At 64.1% G+C, this 23129-nt stretch carries 29 protein-coding genes; 7 read left to right on the top strand and 22 right to left on the bottom strand.

Annotation, left to right across the window (positions count from 1 at the left end):
* Positions 1–131 precede the first annotated feature (131 nt).
* The 8 genes from JI748_RS09035 to JI748_RS09070 form a co-directional block, all read right to left on the bottom strand.
* Complete coding sequence (locus JI748_RS09035; RefSeq protein WP_201629747.1) at positions 132–545, bottom strand: phage major tail protein, TP901-1 family; 414 nt, start codon at positions 543–545, stop codon at positions 132–134.
* A gap of 146 nt (positions 546–691) precedes the next feature.
* Positions 692–1084: a DUF3168 domain-containing protein gene (locus JI748_RS09040; RefSeq protein ID WP_201629748.1), complete on the bottom strand. Its 393-nt coding sequence runs from the start codon at positions 1082–1084 to the stop codon at positions 692–694.
* 3 nt (positions 1085–1087) lie between these two features.
* Positions 1088–1432 carry a phage head closure protein gene (locus JI748_RS09045; protein ID WP_201629749.1) on the bottom strand — a complete coding sequence of 115 codons (345 nt, stop codon included), beginning with the start codon at positions 1430–1432 and terminating at the stop codon, positions 1088–1090.
* On the bottom strand, positions 1429–1995 hold the full coding sequence (locus JI748_RS09050; protein ID WP_164534943.1) for a head-tail connector protein: 567 nt from the start codon (positions 1993–1995) through the stop codon (positions 1429–1431). Before JI748_RS09050 ends, JI748_RS09045 begins: the two co-directional genes overlap by 4 nt.
* A 158-nt stretch (positions 1996–2153) precedes the next feature.
* Positions 2154–3380 (bottom strand): phage major capsid protein, encoded by a 1227-nt coding sequence (locus tag JI748_RS09055; RefSeq protein ID WP_201629753.1) that lies wholly within the window; start codon positions 3378–3380, stop codon positions 2154–2156.
* 9 nt (positions 3381–3389) lie between these two features.
* Positions 3390–3869, bottom strand: a complete 480-nt coding sequence (locus JI748_RS09060) for an HK97 family phage prohead protease (RefSeq protein WP_201629755.1) — start codon at positions 3867–3869, stop codon at positions 3390–3392.
* Complete coding sequence (locus tag JI748_RS09065) at positions 3869–4009, bottom strand: hypothetical protein (protein ID WP_201629757.1); 141 nt, start codon at positions 4007–4009, stop codon at positions 3869–3871. Before JI748_RS09065 ends, JI748_RS09060 begins: the two co-directional genes overlap by 1 nt.
* 4 nt (positions 4010–4013) lie before the next feature.
* Positions 4014–4202, bottom strand: a complete 189-nt coding sequence (locus JI748_RS09070) for a hypothetical protein (protein WP_201629759.1) — start codon at positions 4200–4202, stop codon at positions 4014–4016.
* 95 nt (positions 4203–4297) lie between these two features.
* Between JI748_RS09070 and JI748_RS09075 the strand changes: the two genes are divergently transcribed.
* Both JI748_RS09075 and JI748_RS09080 read left to right on the top strand, forming a co-directional pair.
* The gene (locus tag JI748_RS09075) at positions 4298–4540 is read left to right on the top strand and encodes a DUF4160 domain-containing protein (RefSeq protein ID WP_201629760.1); all 243 of its coding nucleotides are present in this window, start codon (positions 4298–4300) and stop codon (positions 4538–4540) included.
* Positions 4515–4778, top strand: a complete 264-nt coding sequence (locus tag JI748_RS09080; protein WP_201629761.1) for a DUF2442 domain-containing protein — start codon at positions 4515–4517, stop codon at positions 4776–4778. The genes JI748_RS09075 and JI748_RS09080 overlap by 26 nt, the downstream gene beginning before the upstream one ends.
* On the opposite strand, the gene JI748_RS09085 is transcribed toward JI748_RS09080, so the two are convergent.
* From JI748_RS09085 to JI748_RS09095, 3 genes are read right to left on the bottom strand one after another with little or no spacing between them, the layout of a single operon-like run.
* Positions 4764–5927 carry a phage portal protein gene (locus JI748_RS09085; RefSeq protein WP_201629762.1) on the bottom strand — a complete coding sequence of 388 codons (1164 nt, stop codon included), beginning with the start codon at positions 5925–5927 and terminating at the stop codon, positions 4764–4766. The two genes, JI748_RS09080 and JI748_RS09085, sit on opposite strands and share 15 nt — an antisense overlap.
* A 10-nt stretch (positions 5928–5937) precedes the next feature.
* Complete coding sequence (locus JI748_RS09090) at positions 5938–7203, bottom strand: DNA-packaging protein (RefSeq protein WP_233280472.1); 1266 nt, start codon at positions 7201–7203, stop codon at positions 5938–5940.
* A complete protein-coding gene (locus JI748_RS09095; RefSeq protein ID WP_201629763.1) occupies positions 7184–7591 on the bottom strand; it encodes a hypothetical protein in 408 nt (135 codons plus the stop codon). Before JI748_RS09095 ends, JI748_RS09090 begins: the two co-directional genes overlap by 20 nt.
* 87 nt (positions 7592–7678) lie before the next feature.
* Between JI748_RS09095 and JI748_RS09100 the strand changes: the two genes are divergently transcribed.
* Positions 7679–7924, top strand: coding sequence for a KTSC domain-containing protein (locus JI748_RS09100; RefSeq protein WP_201629764.1), 246 nt, complete (start codon positions 7679–7681; stop codon positions 7922–7924).
* A 226-nt stretch (positions 7925–8150) separates the two neighbouring features.
* Here the strand turns inward: JI748_RS09100 and JI748_RS09105 are convergent, their stop codons facing one another.
* From JI748_RS09105 to JI748_RS09120, 4 genes are all read right to left on the bottom strand, one after another.
* Positions 8151–9383, bottom strand: a complete 1233-nt coding sequence (locus tag JI748_RS09105) for a DUF2254 domain-containing protein (RefSeq protein WP_201629765.1) — start codon at positions 9381–9383, stop codon at positions 8151–8153.
* A gap of 48 nt (positions 9384–9431) precedes the next feature.
* A complete protein-coding gene (locus JI748_RS09110; protein WP_201629766.1) occupies positions 9432–10691 on the bottom strand; it encodes an Hsp70 family protein in 1260 nt (419 codons plus the stop codon).
* A gap of 64 nt (positions 10692–10755) precedes the next feature.
* The gene (locus JI748_RS09115; RefSeq protein ID WP_201629768.1) at positions 10756–11361 is read right to left on the bottom strand and encodes a diguanylate cyclase domain-containing protein; all 606 of its coding nucleotides are present in this window, start codon (positions 11359–11361) and stop codon (positions 10756–10758) included.
* Between the two features lie 73 nt (positions 11362–11434).
* Positions 11435–11890, bottom strand: a complete 456-nt coding sequence (locus JI748_RS09120) for a YcgN family cysteine cluster protein (protein ID WP_201629769.1) — start codon at positions 11888–11890, stop codon at positions 11435–11437.
* 137 nt (positions 11891–12027) lie between these two features.
* Here JI748_RS09120 and JI748_RS09125 point away from each other — a divergent pair, with 137 nt between their 5' ends.
* Complete coding sequence (locus JI748_RS09125) at positions 12028–14187, top strand: transglycosylase domain-containing protein (RefSeq protein ID WP_233280473.1); 2160 nt, start codon at positions 12028–12030, stop codon at positions 14185–14187.
* An 82-nt stretch (positions 14188–14269) separates the two neighbouring features.
* Here the strand turns inward: JI748_RS09125 and JI748_RS09130 are convergent, their stop codons facing one another.
* Positions 14270–14704, bottom strand: a complete 435-nt coding sequence (locus tag JI748_RS09130) for a hypothetical protein (RefSeq protein WP_201629770.1) — start codon at positions 14702–14704, stop codon at positions 14270–14272.
* Between the two features lie 132 nt (positions 14705–14836).
* Between JI748_RS09130 and JI748_RS09135 the strand changes: the two genes are divergently transcribed.
* Positions 14837–15409, top strand: coding sequence for a DUF1214 domain-containing protein (locus JI748_RS09135; RefSeq protein WP_201629771.1), 573 nt, complete (start codon positions 14837–14839; stop codon positions 15407–15409).
* Positions 15406–15957 (top strand): DUF1254 domain-containing protein, encoded by a 552-nt coding sequence (locus tag JI748_RS09140; RefSeq protein WP_201629773.1) that lies wholly within the window; start codon positions 15406–15408, stop codon positions 15955–15957. Before JI748_RS09135 ends, JI748_RS09140 begins: the two co-directional genes overlap by 4 nt.
* Here the strand turns inward: JI748_RS09140 and chrA are convergent.
* Genes chrA through JI748_RS09155 form a run of 3 tightly spaced genes read right to left on the bottom strand, consistent with a single transcriptional unit; the run spans position 15949 to position 18129 of the window.
* Positions 15949–17136, bottom strand: a complete 1188-nt coding sequence (chrA, locus tag JI748_RS09145; RefSeq protein WP_233280474.1) for a chromate efflux transporter — start codon at positions 17134–17136, stop codon at positions 15949–15951. The two genes, JI748_RS09140 and chrA, sit on opposite strands and share 9 nt — an antisense overlap.
* An 8-nt stretch (positions 17137–17144) precedes the next feature.
* Positions 17145–17966, bottom strand: a complete 822-nt coding sequence (locus JI748_RS09150; protein ID WP_201629774.1) for a hypothetical protein — start codon at positions 17964–17966, stop codon at positions 17145–17147.
* The gene (locus JI748_RS09155) at positions 17959–18129 is read right to left on the bottom strand and encodes a hypothetical protein (RefSeq protein WP_201629775.1); all 171 of its coding nucleotides are present in this window, start codon (positions 18127–18129) and stop codon (positions 17959–17961) included. The genes JI748_RS09150 and JI748_RS09155 overlap by 8 nt, the downstream gene beginning before the upstream one ends.
* 191 nt (positions 18130–18320) lie before the next feature.
* Between JI748_RS09155 and JI748_RS09160 the strand changes: the two genes are divergently transcribed.
* Positions 18321–19463 carry a DUF2336 domain-containing protein gene (locus tag JI748_RS09160; protein ID WP_201629776.1) on the top strand — a complete coding sequence of 381 codons (1143 nt, stop codon included), beginning with the start codon at positions 18321–18323 and terminating at the stop codon, positions 19461–19463.
* Here the strand turns inward: JI748_RS09160 and JI748_RS09165 are convergent.
* Genes JI748_RS09165 through JI748_RS09175 form a run of 3 tightly spaced genes read right to left on the bottom strand, consistent with a single transcriptional unit; the run spans position 19460 to position 22841 of the window.
* A complete protein-coding gene (locus JI748_RS09165) occupies positions 19460–19798 on the bottom strand; it encodes a DUF1491 family protein (RefSeq protein ID WP_201629777.1) in 339 nt (112 codons plus the stop codon). The two genes, JI748_RS09160 and JI748_RS09165, sit on opposite strands and share 4 nt — an antisense overlap.
* 29 nt (positions 19799–19827) lie before the next feature.
* The gene (locus tag JI748_RS09170; RefSeq protein ID WP_201629778.1) at positions 19828–21033 is read right to left on the bottom strand and encodes a peptidoglycan-binding domain-containing protein; all 1206 of its coding nucleotides are present in this window, start codon (positions 21031–21033) and stop codon (positions 19828–19830) included.
* Complete coding sequence (locus JI748_RS09175) at positions 21030–22841, bottom strand: PAS domain-containing sensor histidine kinase (RefSeq protein WP_201629779.1); 1812 nt, start codon at positions 22839–22841, stop codon at positions 21030–21032. Before JI748_RS09175 ends, JI748_RS09170 begins: the two co-directional genes overlap by 4 nt.
* Positions 22842–23129: the final 288 nt, after the last annotated feature.

A 23129-nucleotide genomic window follows, 5' to 3' on the forward strand; every position in this document is an offset into this window, starting at 1 on the left:
CTCTTTTGCTCCCCTCCCCCCTGAGGGGAGGGGCTGGGGGTGGGGGTCCATCAATGGACCACAAAACTACCCCCACCCTCATTCCCTCCCCTCAAGGGGGAGGGAGGCGACAGACCAACCGTCAGGGCAACTTAAACCGCCACAAACGTCACTTCCCCAGCGCTTTCCAGCGCCAGGTCGAACGTCACTTCGCCCGCATGATCGGCCGAAAATTCCAGCGCCACGATCTGAAACGGCCCCGCCACGGTACCAAAATCCGGCAGGATCAGCTGCCAGTTCCGGATCGTCCCGGCAAAGAACAGCGCCCTGATTGCCGCGTCCGAAGCGCCGTCCTTGAACACGCCCGACCCCGACACCGAAGCGCGCTTCACGCCGCCGCCCGCCAGCAATTCCCGCCAGCGCCCGGCACTTTCCTGGTCGGTCGTATCGACGCTTGCCGCATTGAAATTGAGGCTGCGCGTCCGCAGCCCCGCCACCGTCAAAAAGCTCCACGACCCCGTCTGGTCGAGCTTCAAAAGCATATCCTTGCCGCTCTGCGCCGCCATGATTTCTCCTTTAGGAAAGACCCCCACCCGACCTCCCCCTGTAGGATGGGGAGGAGCTCTATTGTGTTTGAGGCACCATCGAGCCTCCGCAACGGCGGGACTCCTCCCCCTTCTGCAGGGGGAGGCGGGGTGGGGGTGCCCCAGCACTACTCCGTCAAAAACCGCAGCATCACCGCTGCCTTCGCCTGCCCGGTCTTGCCGTCGATCACCGTCTCGGTCCGTACATGCTCGGCATGGGTGACCACGAGCCCTGCCGGGCTCGCGTCCGACCCCGCCGCCACCACGCGCTCCACCATCTCCAGCGCCAATTTCCGGCTCGGCTGGTCGCTCCAGCAATGGATCAGCACCCGATGCTCCTGGCCCTTGGCCTCGTCGCCATCGGTCTGCCGCATGTCGTGCCGATCGATCACCAGATATGGCGCCGGCCGGCCACGCGGCGGCGCGTCGAACACGCCCCCGGGCCCAATCAGTGCCGTCAGTGCCGCATCGCCCTCCAGCGCCTCGACCAGCGCCGCCTGCAAACTTGCAATCGGGTGCATGACCTACCCCGTAAAACTGGTTTCGCTGCAGGCGCAGCTCAGATATGCCCGCCGCCCGTTGAGGTCCGCCGCGCTCACCACATCGAGGTTGCGCCCGCGATAAACGATGCGGTCGCCGGCCGAGATGTCGCTGCGAAAGCGCAGCACCACGCTGTGCGACACCGCCACCGCCTGCCCATCGGCATTGGTACCCTGCCGCCCAGCTAGGCTGCGCACGCGCGCCCAGACCGCGTTCAGCGGCACATAGATGCGCTGGTGCCCGCCACCGCCATCACCCAGGCTTTCGCGGCGCTTGAGCTGCACCCGATCGGTCAGCGTGCCGATCGGCGGCACCTTGTCCCCGCTCATAGCCGCACCCGCTTGTGCCGGCTGACGAGGCGGTCGAAGCCGCTCGGCACCACCGCGCCCGAACCGGCAATGATCACCGCATCGCGGTGCTCGTGCCAATGCGCCACCAGCGCCAGCACGGCCTGGCGCAAATCGGCCGGCACTTCATGCGGCGCCGTCGCCAGACCCGCAACATAGTCGATCTCGATGCCACCCCGCTCCTGCAGAAGCGGCATGCCGACAACCACGCGCGGCACCAACAACCGGTCCCGTTCCGAGCCGAACTGGCCAAGCGCGATATCGTGGCTGCCGCCATTGTCATCGGTCGCCGTGATCGCCGTTACCGATTGCAGCGGCGCCACCGGCAGCTTGACCACGCCATTGGCCGGCCAATCGTCCAGCACCACGCGCCACGTTTGCGGCATCATCGCCTGCCCCGTCACGCCTTCCACATGCAGCCGCGCCGCGCCGATCAGCGTCGTGATCAGCCCATCTTCGGCCGCATCGTCGACCTTCAAGAACAGCTTCGCCTCGGCAAGCGAAACTGGCTCCGCAGCGGGCCCCGCCAGGAGATAGGACGTCATGTTTTCTTTCCTTACTTCGAATGGCACCGCGGCCCGAAGGGAGGGCCGTCAGCCTGGATCAGATGGAGTGGAAGCCCGAGCACCGGAGCGCAGCGTACTGTGAGTACGTGAGCACCGGAGCACAGGGCTTTCGCTTCAGATGACCAGGATCACGGCCATCACGAGGTGCCGAACTTGAGGAGCTTGATCGCGTCGTAGTCCGCAATCCCGCCCCCCACGCGTTTGGTCGTGTAGAACAGCACATAGGGTTTGGAGCTGAACGGATCGCGCAAGACGCTCACCCCTTGGCGATCCACGATCAGATAACCCCGCTTGAAGTCGCCGAACGCCACCGAGAACGAATTAGCCCCAATGTTCGGCATGTCCTCGGCCTCGACCAGCGGGAAGCCCATGAAGCTGGCCTTGCCATCGGCCGCCGCTGCCGGCTGCCAAAGGTAATTGCCATCCGCATCCTTGAGCTTGCGCAGCGCCCCTTGCGTCTTGCGGTTCATCACCCAGCTGGCATTCTGGCGATAACCGGCCTTGAGTGCATAAACGAGGTCGATCAGGATGTCGGAGGCATTGCTGGCCGGCAGCGCGCCGGACTGGCCGGTCGCCAGATACCCCAGCTTGCCCCAGGCCCAGCTCGTCTCCGCCACCGTATCGGCATGGAGGAAACCTTCGGGCTTGTTGACCCCATCGCCGGACACGAATGCCGTGGTTTCCTGCGCCGCAAAGGCCGCATTGACCTCGTCGGCAATCCACTGCCCCACATCCACCGCCGCGTCGTCGAGAAAAGCGGTTGTCGCCGCCGGCATGGCATAAAGTTCGGTGGTCGGGTAGCTCAGCTCCGCCAGCGTCGGCGAATTGGTGGTCGGACGGCTCGCCGCCTCCCCCACCCAGCCGGTCTGCGGACCCGATACGGTGATCGGCCGCTTATAGACCGCGCCCGACACCTGTCGCACGCCGGCAATGGCGCGGATCGGCGACAGATGCGTCATCAGCCGCGTGATCTCGCCTTCGACCTCGGCCGGCACGACATAGCCGCCATCGGCCGCGACGCCTGTCTGCAGCGCCTTTTCCTCGCCGCGCTTCACGTAAGAAGAAAACGCCTCCTTGTATTCTCCATCCGGCAGGCCCACGCCCTTGCCCTCGATCGCCGGGCGCCCCCGTTCGGCCTGCGCGCGGTCCAGCGCCGCCTTGTGCCCGTCGAGCACGCGGTTCAGCCGGTCCAGCTTGCCTTCCAACAGGCCGTCGGCCGTACCGCGCTTTTCGATCTCATGGAGGCGCTGGTCGTTGGTGCGCTTGAATTCTTCGAACGCGGTCGAAAATTCGCTGAACAGCTGGGCAATATCTCCCCCTGCGCCGGCCTTGATTTCAAGGCCGTCGTCGATCCGATCCATCATCGGTGTCCCCTATCGGTTGCGGATTTGTCGTGTGGCGGCGGCAATCGCCGCGCCGGCCGTGAGGGGGGCGGCGATGCGCGCGTCCTCCATCATCGGAAAGGTCACGATCGACACTTCGTAAAGGTCGATCTCATGAAGCATGCGATAGCCGGTTCCCGGCTCGCGGCTGGCCTTGACCGTGCGAAAGCCGATCGAGAGCCCATCGAGCGCCCGCGCCTCGATCAGCCGCCGCAGCGCCTCCGCCCGCGGCACGCCGCCCGTCAGCTGCCCGGAAACGAAGAGCCCGTGGCTGTCCTCACCCAGGCTTTCCCAGATGCCGACCGGCTCCTTGGGATCGTGCTGAAACAAGAGCCGAATGCGCCCGCGCTTTCGGCTGAGGCTTTTGCTGAAAGCTCCCGGCAACACCACGTCGCCGCCGCCGTCGAGCCGGTTAAAGACACTGGCATAGCCCGAAAAGCGCCCGTCGCCATCGATCGGGATCGCCCCCATCAGCGCTTGCCCCCCGCCGACCCGCGCCGCGTCTGCCCTTTGCCCGCACCGCGCTTCTGGTCGGCGATCGTCCCCGCCAGGTTCCACGCAAACTGCTTGAACGTCTGCTGCGCCGCTTCGCGATTTCCCTTTTCGGTCATGTTCTTAGTCCTCCTTCCGGAACAGCTGATTCAATGCGGCAATCTCGCGCACGAAGTCGTTGAAGTGCCGGTTCACCTGCGCCATTTCCTTGAGGCTCCACACCAGAAGCGCACTCGCCCCGCTCGCCCACAAAAACAGCGCCAAATGCGCCAGATCCCCCCGCTCGATGATGGTCTTGGTCAGGTCATTCACAGGAAATTTCCCCCTCCGTTAACCTGGCGGCGGCTAGGCCAAGACTCTTGGTGCAGCCGCACGCTAGCGTCATGCCAAATTGGACAGGAGGCTTCATGCCCACGATCCTTCGCCTGGACGGCTACCGGTTTTATTTCTACAGCGGTGAGGGCAACGAGCCGCCCCACATCCATGTTGAATTCGGTGACAAGCTCGCCAAGTATTGGCTTGAGCCCGTGGAACTGGCATCATCGAAACGGTTCCGCGCTCATGAGCTTGGGCCGTTGCGCGAGGTAGTGCTCGCCAATCGAGATGCATTCCTGAAGGCGTGGCATGAACACCTTGACCCTCGAAACTGAACCGCTCGCAATTGACGTCTCCGTTGACGACACGACGCTTCATGTCAGTCTCGACGACGGCCGCGGGCTGTCGGTGCCCGTTGCCTGGTTCCCGCGGCTGCGCGATGCGTCGCAGGCCCATCGCGCCAACTGGCGCTTGATCGGCGTCGGTGAGGGCATTCACTGGGAAGACCTCGACGAAGATATTTCCGTCCTTGGGCTTCTGGCTGGCTATCGCCGCCAGTCACGTGCCGCCTAGCCCCACCAGCTCCCGCTTCTCAGCGTCGGTCAGAAAATCCGCCGCGCTCACCCGTGCCCACAAGCTCGCCTTGTCGTCGGCCAGTGCCTCGACCCCGTCGAAATCAGGTACCACCTCAGCCCCATCAAACGCGGGCCCCAGCCATCCGCTCAATTCCTCGGCCACACGCACCACGAGCGGCACCAGGGTTTGGCGCCACAGCGCCCGATTGGCTTCGGCGAGGTTGGCATAGGTATTGTCGCCGGGGATGCCGAGCAGCATGGGCGGCACGCCGAAGGCGAGCGCAATGTCGCGCGCCGCCGCATGGCGCGCCTCGATGAAATCCATTTCGCGCGGGCTCATGGCGATGGCCTTCCAGTCCAGCCCCCCATCGAGCACCATGGGCCGGCCCGCATTCGCCGCCCCCGAAAACTGCTCCTCCAGCTCGCCCTTGAGCCGGCTGAACTGGTCTTCGGTTAGGTTTCCGCCCGCCGCCGAATAAACCAGTGCCCCGCTCGGCCGCGCCGCATTGTCGAGCAGCGCCTTATTCCACTGCGCCGAGGCATTGTGGATATCGAGGCTCGTCTGCGCGGCCTCGAGCGGCGCCATGCCATAGTGGTCGTCCAGCGGGTGGAACAGCGCCAGGTGCAAGACGCCCGGCACCGGCAGCGGCTCCTGCCCAATCCGCGTCGCCCTGCCCCCGGCCTTGTAGTCATAAGCCACCGGCCAGCCGTCGCGCCCGGCCACCACGCTCATTCGATCCGGCCGCAGCACGAATAGGGTGCGCACCGCGCCATCGACGATCCCGGCCTGGAGATACGCATTCCCCGCCGTCTGCAGATAGGCATAAACCGCTTCCAGCAGTTCCGCGCCGGACTGCCGGCCGTTGGGCCGCGCTAGCAACTCCGCCAGCGGATGATCGGCGACCTTCTGCCCGTCCGCCACCACGGTGAGCGGCACCCGGTTGGCGGCCTCGGCAATCAGCCGTATGCAGCGATAAACCACCGGATTGCGCATGAACCCCTGGTTGACGAGGCTGGCATAGCCGCGCCCGCTCCATTGCGCCGGCCCCAGCTGGCTTAGGGTCAGCATGGTGTGGCCCGCAAAAGCCTTGCTTTCACGAGGCGTGTTCGATCGCCCGCCCAAAAGGCGGTTCATCCAGTTAGCCATCTAGTTATCCTCAAAGTCCGCGGATGCGCGGCCGTCTTTCGTTCAGCACCAGCTCGGTCAGCGCCCAGACCAGCGCATCCACGCGATCCGGCGAATGCCCGTCCGCCTTACCGTCCGGGCCAAAGGCGCAAAGTTCGTCTTCGAGCGCTGTCAGCCCCTCGACATGGCGCACCAGCCCCCTGGCATAAAGCGCCGCCACCGGCTCAGTGCGCACCCAATTGCCGCGCGTCGCCCGCGCCTCGCGCACCGGCACGCTCGGGTCTTCCCCATGCAGCATTTGCTTCACCAGATCGCCGCCCTGGTTGACCTCGACCACGATGCAGTCGGCGTCATGAGCATGAAACGCCGCCACTGCGCGCTTGGCCCAAACCGTCGGCTGCACGCCGCGCAACGTCGCGTCCTCCAGCACCACGGCGCCCTCCCCGCTCCGTCCCGCCACGACGATGCCACAGGCATCGGAGCGCGCCGTGCCGGTGACTGCCGGATCCACCGCCACCACCACCCGCCCGTCAGCCCCCTCGCTGCCGTGCCGAAACATCGCGCGCTGCCAGAGCGCATCCTCGCGATCCTCGATCAGCTCGCCCTCGAGTTCCTGCCGGCCTAGCAAGGTTCCCCGATAACGCCCAACGACCGCATCCATGAAAGATGGCGCCAGATACTTATAGTTATCCTGGGTGGTCATCCGCACCACCCGCGTTTGATTGTCCGAAACGAGCCGCTTTATCAGCGGCGTCGCACGCGGCGTGGTGGTCGCCAGCTGCTGCGGCCGGTCCCCCAGCCGGAGGCCAAACTGCAGCTGATCCCAGGCCTCCTCTGCCCGCGGCCATTTGCCGATTTCATCGCACCAGGCCGCAGCAAACTGGGGACCGCGAAATCGCTCCGGATCAGAAGCCGTCATGATCATGGCCTCGACCTTGTTGGGCCATACAAGGCGGTTATTTCCCTTGAGCACTGGCCGCTCTTCATCCGGACAGGTTGCGAGAAGTCCGCTTTCCCCGCGCACCATGATGTCGAGCGCCTCGCCCATGGTTTCGCCCACCAAAGCAATGGGCCCAATCTCTTGCCGGGCCAAGCCCCGAACCCATTCGGCGCCGGCCCGCGTCTTGCCCGATCCGCGTCCCCCCATGAGCAGCCAGGTTGTCCAGTCTCCCTCGGGCGCCAGTTGTTCGGGTCTTGCCCAATCAGGCCACGAGAACAAAAGCCGATAGGCTTCGTCATCGCTCTTGAGGGCCACTTCGCGCTCGGCTTCCTCGCGGTTAGCGCTTTGATTGGGCAAGGCGATCCACCAGTTTGGCGCGGATATCTGCCATATTGCGGCGTGTCACCGGCTCGACATTGCGTTCCGACGCGCCCAGTTCGATCAGCTTGTCGAGTGTTTTGACCTGCGTCGCCAGGGTAGCGGTCTGTTTGTCGATCGGTTCGTCCACCGCTTGCTCCAATTTGGTTACCTGTTGATCGAGGACACGCAGCATGCGCGTCACAAGTTGGCCCTTGTCGGGTGGCTTGGTGCGGTTGCTCTTCCAATGGTGGCGCTCTCGCTGGTAGCGAAGTTGTGCCAGCGTGATCCCATAGCGGCTGCAAATCACCTTGGTCTGGAAGTGCCGCCCCTCATATTCCGCACGGATGCTTTCCCAGTCAGGCCGGGCTTTGGTCGTTTCTGCCATGTCGTTGACTCATATGTGAATCCCGCCGCCGGAACGCGCGGGAATCGAGCGGGATTCGTCTTTGCGGAGTCACATGGGAGAACCCCGATGTCCGCAGGAATCCGCAAGATCCATTACAAACCAGACCTCGAGGAGCTCTCGATCTGGTTCGGCCCGAACTTCCGCCGCTACAAGTATTTCGGCGTGCCCGAACACATGTTCGAAGCCCTGCGCGACGCCCCGTCCCGCACCGGCTTTTTCAACGCCTTCATCAAAGGCCGCTTCGACTGCGCCCTCGCCGACCCCTCCGCCCTGCGCAACCAACGCTGGCAAGACATCCGCTCGGCTTCCTAACCCAATTCTTCGACTATGCCTGAACTATAGCCCAAGGCCGTGACGGGAGGATAAGTGGGATAAGTTTAGTGCCCGTTTGCTCTTGTACGAAGTGAAGCCCCCCACCCCGCCTCCCCCGAAAGACGGGGGAGGAGCCCCTCTGTGCCTCTCCCCAGCCGGCGGCTAGCACCGGCCAAACTCCTCCCCCTCCTAAAGGGGAGGCCGGGTGGGGGTCTCTCAACCAACCCTAATCCCTCTCCCCAACCCACCCCGCCACCACCCTCAAATCCCCTAAATCACTCTCCGCCGTCATCGCCGCCTCCGCCCGCGCCACCACATCCTTCGCCATCTCCCGCGCCGCTGCGGCAAAAGTCGGCTTCGTCGCGGCCACGGTCTCGAGGCTCTTGAGCACCCGCGACACCACCTCGATGATCCCTGCTCCGTCCCGCGCCAGCGGCCGGTAGAAGTCCACCAGCACATCGCGTGGCACCAGCGGCGCGACCAGCACACGGTCGTTCTCGCCGCACTTGCGCTCGTCGTGCCATTCCAGCAGCAGGCGCGTCACCGTATCGATGACGATGATCGCTGTGCCCGGATCATTGATGCCGGCGGACATGGCTTTGTCGGCAATTTCACCCAGGACGATAAAGCCAAAGCGCGGATCGCTGTCATAGGCCCGCTGTTCGCCAAGAACGAAGCAGGCGAGCAGCGCCTTGCCCAGATCCTCGTCGAACGTTCCCTCGACCGTCAGCAGCGGCCGCACCGGCGTGGCATAGGTCCCCGGCCTCCCCAGCACGCTGATGCGAAGGTCATGTTCCTCCGCTAGCTTTTGCAAGGCTTTGGCATCGCAAAGCTGCACATAACCAGGCCGCTCGGCACTTAATGGCTGCCCCTGCGCTTCGCCATCGAGCCGCCCGCAATCGAACAGCGGATGTTCGCTCATGGTCTTCAGCGATTTTCGCGTCGCCTCTTCGACCACTCCGATCGTGTGACCAACCCGACCGATCACCGAGATATGGCCGATCCAGCGGATCAGCGACGCCACGACCAGTACTAGAACGCCCAGCGTCATGACGAACAGGAAGACCCGCCCCGTATCGTTGTAGAGCCCCGCCGATAGCCCGATAATGCCGACGATCGAATACAAAAACGCGCCGATAAAGACCGAGATCGAGGTCTGAGCGCGCATGTCCCCGGCGATCAGCGGCACGGCGCGCGGCGTCGTCGCGCTCGATGCAGCCGAGAAGGCACCGACCACGGTCGAGAGCGCAAAGACCGCCACCGTCAGCAGGCTCGATGCCAGGATTTCAAGGATCGTCTGCACGGCATTGCTGGGCAGGACGAAGGGCAGTTCGTCGGGCGCATAGCGCGCCAGAATATAGGCTATCGCCACCGTCAGCACCGCGAGCAGCGAGAATGCCGCCGGCAAAAACCACATGCGCTGCAACAGCTGGCGCAACTTGAACTGCAGATATGTCATCGAACCCCCATGCTTCCATCGCTAACGCATGGAAGTCCTGGGAGATGCTTAGTCGCCGAAGATGCGCCTTGCCTCCATCGCCAGCCCCAGCCCGACGCTCCCCAGCACGTCCGTCCGCACCACCTCGGCGCTCCTAAACATCGCCTGCAGCCGCCCGGCGACGGCCGGAACCAGGGTCGAACCGCCGGTCAGGATCAGGCTGTCGACATCGCCGGCTGCCACCCCTGCCCGCTGCAAGGTTTCGGCAATCGTTGTTTCCAGCCGCAGCACCGATTGCTCCAGCGCCTCGCCCAACTGGCCGACCGTGATCGCGGTCGCAATCTCGCGCTCGCGCACCGGGAAAGCGAATGCCGTCCTTTCCCGGTCCGACAGGTCTATCTTGGCCGCCTCGACCGCCCCCACCAGCCGGTGCCCCAGCCGGTCCTCGACCAGCATGACCATGGTCTCGACCCGTTCTGCTTCCACCGCCTCGCGCATGGTCGAGCGCAGGTCGCGGATCGCCTGCGCGTCATAGAGGCGGTTGATCCGGTGCCAGGTCGAAAGATCGTAGTAGGGCGCGACAGGCAGGTGGCGCTTGCCGTCCCTTGTTCGCGATCCAAGTCCCAGCTCGGGCATGACCCGGCTCATCGCCAGCAGTCGATCGAAATCGGTGCCGCCGATATGGACGCCCGCCGTGGCCAGGATATCGCCCGACCGATCTGCCTTGCCGGCCCGATCCGGTGATACCCGCACCAGTGAAAAGTCCGACGTGCCGCCGCCAAGGTCGACGATCAGCGCCAGCTTTTCACCGCTCACCTGCCGCTCGTAATCGAGCGCCGCCGCGATCGGCTCGAACTGGAACGCGATTTCGGCAAAGCCTTGCGCCCGCACCGCTGCTTCGAGCTGATCCTGCGCCGCACGATCGGCTGCGGGGTCATCGTCGACGAACTGAACGGGGCGGCCCATCACCACCCGCGTCAGTTCGGCGCCAAGCCGCGCCTCGGCCCGGCGCTTGAGCTCGGCGACATAGATGCCGATGATATCGCCAAAGCCCAGCCGCCGGCCCTTGATCCGCGTCGTGTCGGCAAACAGCGCCGTTCCCAGCACGCTCTTGAGCGACCGCATCAGCCGCCCTTCGGCGCCGGTCACATATTCGGCCACCGCCGCGCGCCCAAAATAGGTGCGATTATCCTCGAAGCCGAAGAACAAGACGCTGGGCATGGTCTGGTGCTCGCCTTCCAGCGCCACGAGAAGCGGATGTCCGTCCGCCGCGACACGGCCGAGCGTGGAATTGGACGTGCCGAAGTCGAGGCCGCAGGCAAGGGTCATGAGGTCCGTCCGAAAAATGGGGACGGCCCTCTTAGGGGCTCAGGGCAAAAGTGGCAACCCGGCGTCAGGCGGCTTTGGCGCGCTTTTCGTCCATGCCGCGATAGTCGACGATTTCGAGCCGCCCGATGCCGCGGCGCTGCGCCTTTTCCACCGCTTCGGTGGCGCCGCTGAGGACGGAGCGGTCGAGCGGGCCCTGGGGGTTGACCACGCAAAGACCCATGCTCAGCGTCACATGCCCGGCATGGCTGCCCCGATGCGCCAGGCCCTGGCGGCGGACGGCCACGGCGATGCGGGATGTTAGTTCGCGCGCCATCAGCCGCGGCATGTCGGGCAGGACGATCACGAAGCCGGCCTGTTCGCCGCGCACGCAAAGATCGCCATGGCGCGGCAACACGGCGTTGATCGCCGCCTCGAGCGTCGTCAGGCTTTCCTCGACCGCCTCGGCGCCATAGGCGGCAAAATACTCGGCATAAAGGTCCATTTCGAGTGCCAGCACGCAGAGCGAGACCTTGTGCTCGGCGGCCTCGTTCCAGCCCTTGCGCAGTTCTTCGTCGATCCGCTGTGGCGGCAGCATCTTGCGGCCGGTCGCGTCCGCACCCTCGTCGCCACGGCCCAAAGCCGCGCGCACCCGGGACCAGAAGCCGTCCTTGCCGCTTGAGATGGAGTTCATCGAGCCTATCCTGGGCCGTTCGCTAAGCGCCGATCAGGCCACAGGAGTGGTTAACGCCCGGTAACCACCACCCTCACAAATGGTCGGGCGGCTCGTATTCCGGCCAGTCCACGGCATGGGCTTCCCATTCTTCGGGATCGACTTCGGTTTCGAGAAACGTCCGCCCCTTGATCGAGACGCCCACATCCACCACCGTCTGCGGATCGCCCGAAACCAGCGGGTGCCACCAGGCCAGCCCCTTGCCCTCCGCCATGCGGCGATAGGCGCAGGTGGTCGGGATCCAGGGAATGGTGCGCACATTGACCGTATCGAGCTTGATGCAGTCGGGTACCTTGGCCTGACGGTTGGGATAATCGGTGCAGCCGCAGCCATTGCCGTCCAGTAGCTGGCAGCGCACGTCCGAGGTGATCAGCGTCCCCGTGTCCTCGTCCTCGAGCTTGATCAGGCAGCAGCGGCCGCAGCCGTCGCAGAGCGCTTCCCACTCTGCTGGCGTCATTTGTTCGAGGGTTTTTTCTTCCCAGAAAGCCATCCGAAACCGTTCTGCATTAAGTTGTGGCCGGTTTGCGCTTGCCCGGGCGGGAACGCAATCATATTCCAGCGATTGTGTTGTCCTCGATCCAGCGGCGGGGCAACATGTGAGCTGGTCGAACTGGGTTGGGGCAAGACGTGCAGGATCCGTTCTACACCAAGGAAAAGCGGCGCAAGCCGGCCGGCATGCTGGCCGCCGACGCCTGGCTCGATTCGTCGCTCTACGAATTCTGGCAGACCGCCGGCCGCGGCTATACGCGCTACCAGGACTTCATGTCCCGCTTTCACGTTTCCGGCATAAAGCGCCTGTTTGTCGAGGTTTTATCTGACGCCTTCAGCTTCGCCGCCATCGGCGTTGTGCTGGTCGTCGCCCTCGCCCTCCCCGCCTTCGACATCATCGACCGTGGCGCCTTCAACAAGGCAGAGGACTATTCCGTCGTCTTTCTTGATCGCTACGGCACCGAAATCGGCCGCCGCGGCATCCGCTCTGACGACAGCGTCGCCCTCGACCAAATGCCGGACTATCTGATCAAAGCGACGCTCGCGACGGAGGATCGGCGCTTCTACGAACACTTCGGCATAGACGTCGTCGGTACGCTTCGCGCTGTTGCCACCAATGCCCAGGGCGAGCGCGGGACGCAGGGCGGTTCGTCCATCACCCAGCAGCTGGCGAAAAACCTGTTCCTTTCCTCGGAACGCACTATCAACCGCAAAATCGTTGAGGCCTTCCTCGCCGTCTGGCTCGAATGGCATTATTCCAAGGACCAGATCCTCAAGCTCTACTTCGACCGCGCCTATATGGGCGGCGGCAATTTCGGCGTCACCGCCGCCTCCGAATACTATTTCGGCAAGCGCGTGCAGGACATTTCGCTGGCGGAAGCTGCCATGCTCGCCGGCCTTTTCAAGGCTCCCGGCAACTACGCGCCGCATGTCGATCTTGCTGCAGCCCGCGGCCGTGCCAACCTCGTTCTGACCAACCTCGTCGCCTCGGGCTTCCTCACCGAAGGCCAGGTTACCGCTGCCCGCCGGCACCCGGCTTCTGCCATCGATCGTACCGCCGATATTAATTCGCCCAACTACTTTCTCGATTACGCCTTCGAGGAAGCCAAGCTCCTGATCGAAGCCAACAATGCGCCGGGCAACAATTTCCAGGTCCGCACCACGATCGATACGACGCTCCAGAGCTATGCGGAGGAAGCGGTCAATTCCGTCATCCGCGAGCAGGGCGAGCAGTATCGCGTCGAACAAGGCTCGATGGTCGTGACCGACACCGAAGGCGCCATCCGTGCCATGGTCGGCGGCACCGATTATGCCAAATCGCAGTTCAACCGCGCCATCGTGTCGACGCGCCAGCCGGGCTCGGCCTACAAAGCCTTCGTTTATGCCGAAGCCTTCGAGCAGCTCGGCCTCACGCCCTCCGATCCGATCACCGACCGCCCGGTCTGCATCGGCGACTGGTGCCCGCAGAATTACGGCCGCAACTACAAGGGCACGGTGAGCCTCCAGAGCGCGTTCGCCCAGTCGCTCAACACCGTCCCGGTCACCCTCTCGATCAAGACCGGTCGCGACCCGATCGCCGCGCTGAGCCATCGCATGGGCCTGCGCGCAGAATACCCCGTCACCCGCTCGCTGGCGCTGGGCGTCGCCTCGGTGTCGGTCATCGACATGACCTCGTCCTATGCCGTCTTTGCCAACCACGGTCTCAAGACACCCGCCTATGGCATCACGCGCCTTACAACGCTCAACGACCAGGTCATCTGGGAGCATGATATCGAGGCACCCAAGGAGCGCGTCCTTTCCGAGCAGACCGTCGCCTATATGAACCAGATGTTCCGCGCCGTGGTCACCGGCGGCACCGGCACCCGTGCGCAGATCGAGGGCGTGCCGACCCTGGGCAAGAGCGGCACCACGACCTCATATCGCGATGCCTGGTTCTGCGGCTTCACCGGCAATTTCGTCGCCGCCGTCTGGTTCGGCAACGATGACTACCGGCCCACCAACAACCTCACGGGCGGCACGCTTCCAGCTATTGCCTGGCAGAAGTTCATGGCCTACGCCCACACCAATGTCGAGGTGCAGCCGGTCTTCGGCATCGACTTCGAAATGCCGGAAACCATCATCGCCGATGCGACGGATGAAGAAGTCGAAGAAGTGGTCCAGCGTCCCCCCAGCCTCAAGCCTGCCGCCGCGCGCAAGCTGCTGGACCTCGCCGGCCGCCTCGAAACCACGCTGGCCAATGCCCGCCCGGTTACAGACACAGCTAGCGCCTCGACACCGGTTGCCACGACGGGGCTCTAAGTTACCCCCTTCCGAGCGTGGCTAGGTCCGAAGCGCTGTAGCAAAGCTAGGGAGGGGTGTCTTCCCGCAACCGCCCTCCCCCCTACTCCCGCCGATACTCTCCGGAAAACGTCACGTTCATCCCCCCGCACATCATATTGTCCCCCACCCGCAAGACCTCGCCATCAAGCATCATCTCGATCAAACACGCATAGTCATCGGCCACCATGCCGACCGGCTCCGCCCCTTCATCGCCCGCGATGAAAACCAGCCGGTTGTCTTCGATCCAGCTGCGCGGCACTGTCACGCTGAACTCGCCGACATTGACCCCGCCGCGCTCCACCCGCTCCGGATCGCTCGCACCCCAAGTCGCAAAGCCTTCGATGCCGAGCGACTTCTTGTTGGCTACGATTGAGATTTCCTGCTCCTCCCCTGCCGACCAGGTGCCCGCCCAATCGGTGAGCACCGGCTGCGCCCGAACCGCGCTGGCTGACAGCGCCACCACCAGAACCGCGATAACCCCGCGCGTGCCAATCATCCGAGCCTCCTCACGTCCGCGACTTTCCCGGCAGAATCGCTTTCGCCCCGCCCGAGCCATTGGTATAGCCATAGGTAACCGCAAATCCGCCGGTCCAGCCACTATGTTGCTATCTGAGAGAAGCTGAGCTCCGTGCGTTTCGTCCTCCGCCTGCTGATGATGATTGCGGTGGCCCTCGCGGTAGGCTTTGGTCTCAGCTACTACGCGCTGACCGATGGCCGCCTCTTCGGCGCGGTGCAACTTGGACCGTGGACGACCTGGCCCGATATTGGCTCGCCCTCACCCAATCCCTATACGCGCAGCCACATCACGCGCGAAGCGGCGCTGCAGCTTGGGCGCAGCGAAGGCCTCACCTTTATCGCCACCCAGGACAGCGACGGCGCTCCGCTTGATCTCAGCTGCTCCTACCGTCTCGACGGCCATGTGCCGGTTTCAACGTTCTGGACCCTCGAAGCCATCGACGCCAACTGGATCAATCTTGCCGCTCCGGGCACCGATACAGCCATGCGCTCGAGCGAATTGGTACGCGTCGACGGCGCCATCCGCATTCATGTCGGCACGCAGCTGCGCCCGCTCAATTGGCTCGAACTCACCGGCACTGGCCCCTTCAGCCTTGTCATGACGCTCTACGATACGACAGCTCTTCTGGGCTTCACCTCCGCCGACATGGTCATGCCCTCGATCACCAGCGAGGCCTGCCGATGATCCGCACCGTGCTTTGGTTGATCGGCGGCGTGCTCCTGGGCGGCGTCATCCATATCGTCGTGATCCTAACCCTTCCGATGCTGGCGGAAGAAACCACCTGGACCCGCGTCGCAGCGCTCGATGCGAAGAACCGAGTCCTGGTTTTGCCACCCATTGCCCAAGGCCAACCCAATCCTTTGCATCTTGATCCGGAACTGAGCTACGGCCTTTGCCGTCTCGACCTTTCGGAAGGCCCCGCCTATCTCAGCGGCTCGCTTCCCGATGCCTTCTGGTCGGTTGCCCTCTTCAACACTTCGGGCATCGTCACCTATTCGACCACCAATCGAGACGGCATCGGCCAGACGGTCGAAATGGGCATCTTCAATGCCGCGCAGACGCGGCTCCTGGCCCAGCAGCAGATCGATGTCGAAGAAGGCCTGCTTGTCGTCGAGGCCAGCAGCAACGAACTTTTCGTTTTGCTCCGCCTTTCGCCCCCGCATGAAGTCATGCGCCCACGGTTCGAGGAAGCGCTGTCGCAGATTACCTGCGGACCGCGGCCGTCAAACTAAGCCGATCAAGGCTCCAGCCAGGCCGAGGCCGACCACGACCATCCAGGGCGCCACTTTCCAGGACACCAGGGCGACAAAGCCAGCGAGAGCCAAGGCAAAATCGAGCGGCGTTAGGACGGCGCTGGTAAAGACCGGATCGTAAAGCGCCACGCCCAGAATGCCGACCACAGCCGCATTGGCGCCGCGCATCGCAGCCTGCGCCCCCGACCAGCGGCGAAGCCTGTTCCAGAACGGCAGCGCCGCCAAGAGGATCAGCAGCCCCGGCAGGAAAATGCCGACCAGCGCGATTGCGGCGCCGGGCAAGCCGTTGCTCACCGCGCCAAGATAGGCGGCAAAAGTGAAAAGCGGCCCGGGCACCGCCTGCGTTGCGCCATAGCCGGCAAGAAACGCATCGGGCGAGACCCAGCCGCGGAGGACGGTTTCAGCCTCAAGAAGCGGCAACATGACATGGCCGCCGCCGAAAACCAGCGATCCGGCGCGATAAAAGGCGTCGAACAAGGCCACGCCCTGCCCCGCCCCTGCAAGCAAGGGAAGCCCGGCCAGCAAAACCACGAACAGGGCCAATGCAATCAGGCCAAGCGTCGATGAAATCGGGAAGAACGGTTGATCGGCCTTAGGCTCGTCATCCCGGCGCAACAGGATAAGACCTGCAACAATGCCAAAGACGATGGCGCCCAACTGCCCCAGCGCGCCCCCACCGAGCACGACCAGAAACACCGCCAGAACCGCAATCGCCGCCCGCTCCCGATCCGGCGTCAGCGAGCGGGCCATGCCCAGCACCGCCTGTGCCACAACCGCAACGGCCACGAGCTTCAGCCCATGCAAAACGCCCTGCGCGAGCGGACCATCGAGGGCAGCTGCGCCATAGGCAAAAAGCACAAGAAGCACAGCCGACGGCAGCGTAAACCCGGTCCAGGCCGCCAGCGCGCCGAGCTGTCCGGCGCGCCTTAGCCCTAACGCAAAGCCCACCTGGCTCGATGCCGGCCCGGGCAAGAATTGGCACAGCGCCACGAGATCGGCATAGCCGGCTTCATCGATCCAGCGCCGCCGCACCACCAGTTCGTCGCGGAAATAGCCGAGATGAGCGATCGGGCCGCCAAAGCTCGTGAGCCCGAGCTTCAGAAAGGCCCAGAACACTTCAAGCGGCGTGCCCCGCTCCACCTCGATCTCGTCCGTCACCTATACGCCTATTTCTGCACGACCACTTCGGTGTCGATGCGCATAGTTTGATAGCGTGATGGTATGGTGACACCGCCGCCGGTTCCCACAGCCGTCGCTCCGGAGCAAAAATCGCCGCGATTTGCCCGGTCCACCCAGGGCCGCATCCGGCGAAGGCTTTCGTCGACGCTGATCGATTGCTCATGCGGCGTTTCGACCAGCAGGTGGTCGAGCGCATAGTCATAGCTGTCGTAGCGATAGGTCAGCGCCCGCACGAACCAGTCGATATGCCACTGGTTCTCCGCCCGCCGCGCCGCGACATTGTCGGCAACGCCCTGCTCGAGCCCGCCGATCTCCGCCAGCGCCACTCGGCGCTGACGATCGACTTCGAGCACCGCGCAGATCGACTGGAACGTCGCAGGCAAGGTATCGAGGTCGGCCAGGATGTGCCGGCCCACCGTCGAATAGCGCGTCGGCGACGACCGGTATTCCGTGGTCCTGAGCCAGGTGTAGTAGCGATCCGTCGAAAACTGATAATCGCGCGCCCGGCCGATGCGGGTGCGCTGCAGCTCGACCGACGAATCGAACATCCAGTCCTTGCCATGCGCTGCCACCAGGAACCGCCAGGTGCGATCATGCATCAGCACTTCCTGGTCAGTCTGGTTGAAGTCGGAAACCGGCTCCTTGCGCACGCGCGCCAGCTGATCGCCGGCATAGGGCATGATGGTGTCATGCAGAACGCCCGGCTGCGCCCGGCCGAAATCCCCCACCGGCCGCGCGACGCAGCCGCTCAGCGTGGCAAGAGCCAGGGCAACAAGGACGGTTCGGCCAAGCGTAATAAAGTCAAACACGCTTGCGCTTGCGTCCCTTGGCGGCGACGCCGGCTGCCGGTGGCGGCGGCGCGCCGCGTTCATACCGCACCCCGGTGAAAATCAGGATCTGCGCCCCGCCGGTAAACAGTGGTCCGGCCTCCGCAGATTTCTTGTGCCCGTCAAATTGTAGAAGCGTACCCAAGATGGCCTCCATAGCCACGAATGCTCCCCCGTCCCTAGTGGGGGCAGCGGTCTAAAAACGATGTGCGCGACGCCCCTCGCGCTTGATGGCCATTAAGATGTCGTCAAGGTTAACAGTCTGCTAACGAATTGACGGCAAGAGTGATCTGGCATCGAATTTGGTGCAGATAACGAGTCGACGGTTCCGCCAGAATGCTTGGATTTCAGCCCTACGAAACCTTTCAGCTGCTGATCGAAACCGGCGGGGTCGATCGCACAAATACGCTGCTGATAGCCGCTTGCGACGCTTATGCGCGGCGCGGCAAGCCGACCATTCCTGAAATGGAACAGTTCGAGACGCTCGCCAACCGCCTCTTCCCCACCGCCGGTCCGCAGGCGCGCGCCAAGGGTGCCGCCATGCTCGGCCGCGCCGAGGTGCTGTCGCCGACACTCGAAAAGCTCGTGGTCGACAACATCGGCGAAGACCTCATCCCCTTCCTCGAAAACGCGCTCGAGCTTTCCGACCAGACCATGCTCGACATCATCGCGCGCTATGACGTCCCGGCCTGCGCAACGCTCGCGACCCGCGCCGACCTTTCCAACGTCGTCCTCGCCAAGCTCTTCCAGATGAATTCGCGCAAGGTCTACCGCGCCCTGGCCGGCAATGCCTATATCGTGCCGCGCGGCGCCTATCTCAGCGCCCTGGCGCGTTCGGCGCAGATGGACCACCTCGTTGCCGAAGCCCTCGGCCGCCGCGACGATTTCGACGCGGCGCTCCTCGCACCCGCCTTTTTCGATCTTTCCGATGCACACCGCGTCAAGGTCATCGAAGCCTTCGCCAATCGCGCCACTCCCGCCGCGCCGATCTCGCGCACCATCGAGCAGCTGTCGGTCGCTACGGGGGAATTGACCAAGGCGCTGATGAAGCTCTTTTCCGAGAACCGCCGTCCCGAGGTCACCAAGCTCCTCTCGCAGATCACCGGCCTTGACGAAGTGCGTTGCGGGCAGATTGCCCACGACGTCACGGGCGCCTCCCTCTTCGTGATCCTCCGCGCATTCGGCTCCACTGCCTATGACGGGCTGAAGGTTTTGATCCACGCCACCAGCCACGACGGCGAGCGCTCCAAGGACCTGGCCGACTTCGCCGGTCTCTTCAGCGCCGTTTCGCCCGAATCCATGGCCTACCTGATGAGCGCCTGGCGCGGCGAAGTGAACCTCTTGGAACTGTCCAAGCAGCAGTACCAGCCCTTTACCCAGACCAGCCGCCGCACCGAAAAGATGGCTCCCGCGCACAATCCGGTCGTCGATCAGGCTATCGAGGCCCTCGCCCGCATCGGCATCCGCCGCGCCAGCTAGGCCTTGGCCAGCTCAATACCAGGATCGTCACCGCGCAAGTCGAGGCTGATAACCCAGAGGTCGGGATCGAACCCGGCCTCCTGGGCAATCCGGTCGCGCACCTTTTGCGGCTCCACCCGGCTGAACCGGCGCTGGAACACCAGCCCTGCGCCCTCGCCCCGGCTCACCACCGGCGCGGGCGTGAACAGCGAACGCGTCCCATCGAGGTGGTCGAGTTCGATGAAAACCTGGCCGGCGATCGGATCGCCACGGCGCGCGACGACGCACATGTTTCCCAGGTCATTGTGCCGGCGCACAAAGGCCATGCACCAGAGGTCGCTGCGCAGCGTCGCCATAAAAACCCTATCGGTCGCGTGCGACGGTTCTAGATGGTGGCGCCGGCCTTGAGCAAGAGCTCGACGAGGTCGGGCTTGACCTGACCGGTCATCCGATAGCTGTGGAAGTTCTCGAATTCGCGGATAGCGCGAGCAGTTTCAGCCCCCGGCTTGCCGTCGATAGGCGCGCGGAAAAAGCCTAGGCTCGCAAGGCCGCGCTGAATTTGTGCCACGAGCGCGCCATCGGACGCCGGAGGGACGTAGGGCACCGGTTCGGCGGCCGGGGCAAGAGCCGCCTGCACCGGCTGGGCAGCCTGCTGCGTCGCCGGGCTCCGTGCCAGTGCAGCTGGCATGCTCTGGGTCGGCACAACGGGCAGTGCTGCCTTGGGCACGGGTGGATTGGCGACCGGCTGAACCGCGCCGGTCCGCGGCGTGTCGACTGCTGCAATGATAGAGTCGATGGTGCTGGCGGCGCTCTGTGCGACGCCGTCAAATGCCTCTTCGGCTCGCGTCAGGCCAGGCACGCGAGCAAGGAGTTGATCTTGCTGTGGTTCGACCGCGACCGGCGCCGATGGCGTTGAGGCAAGGGATGCCTGCTGCACAACGGGTGCATCAGGCTGCACCGGGGCTAGCCCGGCTTGCGCCTGTGGCTGCTGCGCTAGTGGCTGAGCGACCCGTCCAGCTGGATCGGACGACAGGATAGCGTCCAGCACCGCGGCATCGGTCGAGCCGGTCAGTTTCATGCCGTTGCGCTGCTCGAAGGCGCGAATGGCCTCAGCGGTCTTGGGCCCGTAATAGCCGTCGACCTTGCCGCTAAAGAGCTGCAACTCGAAGAGCTTCTTCTGCACTTCGAACATTTTGGCATTGCCGACCGGTCCATCCGGCAGGGGCGGCGGCGGCACGCTTCCGGTGGTCTCGTTGCTGGTGACCATCGGCGCCGCCACCTCGGTTGCGTCGGGGATCGGCGGCAGGGCCGGCACTGTCTCCACCAGCTCGGGACGCTCCGCCACCGGCGTCGGCGCAACAGCAAGGCTCTGGTGCGCAGGCGCAAAGAAAGGGGACGGATGTTCCGCGGTCTGGAAATAAAGCGCGTTGCTGCCGGCCAAGGCGGTCATGGTCACCATTGCCAGGATGCCGGTGGAGGCCATCGGCGCTTTCATGTAGCGCGAAAAAGTCCAGAGCCCCGCTCGGCTCAAGGTGCCAAGCAGGGCGCTGCCAGCCATCAGCGGCAGCTGTGTCAGGGTGGAAGCCGTCATTGCGCTTTTCTTGTTTCTTTTTGCCATAGAGGTAAGGCGGCAGCCAAAGGCTCACGGTGAAGAGGAACGATCTCGGCAGTTTCGCTGGCTTTGGTTGCCGGACCGTTTATGGGCAGAAGAACTGTGATGGTTGTCCCCGTTCCCAGTTCGGAAATGGCGCGCAACGTGCCGCCATGCAGCTCGACCAGGCCTTTGACAATCGAAAGGCCAAGGCCAGTGCCCTCATATTTGCGGGTCAACCCGTCATGCACCTGGAAGAAGGGTTCGCCGATTCGGTCGAGCGCTGCAGGCGCCATGCCGATGCCGCGATCCCGCACCGAAAGGCTGATCGACTGGCCCTGGCGCTTGACGGTGACAGCCACCTGTCCGCCCTCATGGCTGAACTTGATCGCGTTGGAGAGCAGGTTGATCAGGATCTGCCGGCAAACGCGCTCATCGGCCGTCAGCAGCGGCAGGTCTGCCTCGATCTCCGACAGGAGACGAACCCGACGCTCCTGAGCCATGGTTTCGACCATGGCGAAGCAGGCCGGTACGATATCGGCCGGAGCGATCGGCTCCGCCTGGATCTCGAACTTGCCGGCCTCGATGCGCGACATGTCGAGCAGCATGCTGACGACCTCCAGCAGGTGCCGTCCACTCTGGTGGATCAGGCCGGCATATTCCTTGTGCGTGCCGGAAAGCTCGCCGCCGATGCCACTGGTCATCATCTCGGAGAAGCCGACAACGGCGTTGAGCGGCGTGCGCAATTCATGGCCAATGGTCGCAAGGAACCGCGACTTGGCCTGCGACGCATCTTCGGCGACGCGGCGCGCCTCGGCCATAGCGGCCTCGGTGTCCTTGCGGCTGGTGATGTCGCGCAGCAAGGCAATGACCTCGTGGGCCGAATCGCTGGCCGGCTCATCAAGAATCGGCGCCAGCTGCGCATCGACCCAGATGAAGCGCGGAACGCTCGATCGGGCATGCGGATCGTCCTGGCGCATTCGCATTTCGACGCTGCGGCTGCGGCCAAGCTGGCTGGCATCGGCGAATGCGTTGAGGAATGCGGGTCGGTCGAGCACATGCACGCGCTCCACCAGCGTATTGCCGGAAATCTGGTAGCGCGGGCAGCCGAAAAGGGGCTCCGAGGATCGTGACGCCAGCAGCACCGAGCCGTCCGTCCCAAAGCGCAGCACCGCATCCTGCACATGTTCGATCAGGTGCCGATAGGCACTGATCTGCGCCTTGTCGTGCACTTCGAAGGCGGCGTTGATGTGATGGGCGCTATAGGCAACCACGGCGAATGCAATCGCAAAGCCCAAGCCTGAGGCAGGCAGCAACTGTGCATCCGGCAGGGGATTGGCCGGCAGCCCCAGAAGCGTGCTGACCAGGGCGATTGCGATGATCGGCAGAAGGCCAAGCCAGCTCACCCGGCGCATGCTGCGTCGGGCGACCAGGGCTGCTAGCACCGGACCCATCAGCGCCATGCCCAGACCAGCGTCTCCCAAGCGAGGATCGGCGATGGTCAGCACGAGGCCTGCGGCCATCAGCGTTGTGACCTGTGCGGCGGCGGAAAGGTCGAACTGCCCGCGCTGGTGCATTGCCAGTGCCGTCAAGGCGCCGCCGAGCACGAGACAAGTGACGATGAAAGCAAGCGGCGCGCCGGCGACCATGGCATAGAGCGCAGGCCCGATGGCGAGGACTCCGGCAGCCAGCAGCAAGCGGGAATTGTTGCCGATGGTCTTGCGGCGCAGCAGTTCGGGCCGGTTGCCGACCCCGGCAAAGGCTGGGTCGCGTCCATTTCTCGCTCCGAAGGCCTTGAGACTACGCATGAACTGAACTCGCAACACCGACGCCCTTGTTCCGGAAAGTACGCTCCGGACGACCCTTGCCGGGCCTTTGTTGCCCAGCTCGATAGCCGGGTCTCTTGTCGATCAACCTCGTCCCCAACCGCTAAGACAGGGTTTAAGGAGCGCTGCTCAAGCCGCTATTGGGTTCCTGCGGAAGGAGGTTTTGGCGTTTAGCGTAAACAAGCCGTTGCCGTGCACGACGCAGCCGCTGACGATTTGATTCAAATTTTATGCAATTGCCGCAGACCCGTTTAAGCGGCCCCCGCTAGG

Source organism: Devosia rhizoryzae (assembly GCF_016698665.1).
In the GTDB taxonomy this organism is placed as follows: Bacteria; Pseudomonadota; Alphaproteobacteria; order Rhizobiales; family Devosiaceae; genus Devosia; species Devosia rhizoryzae.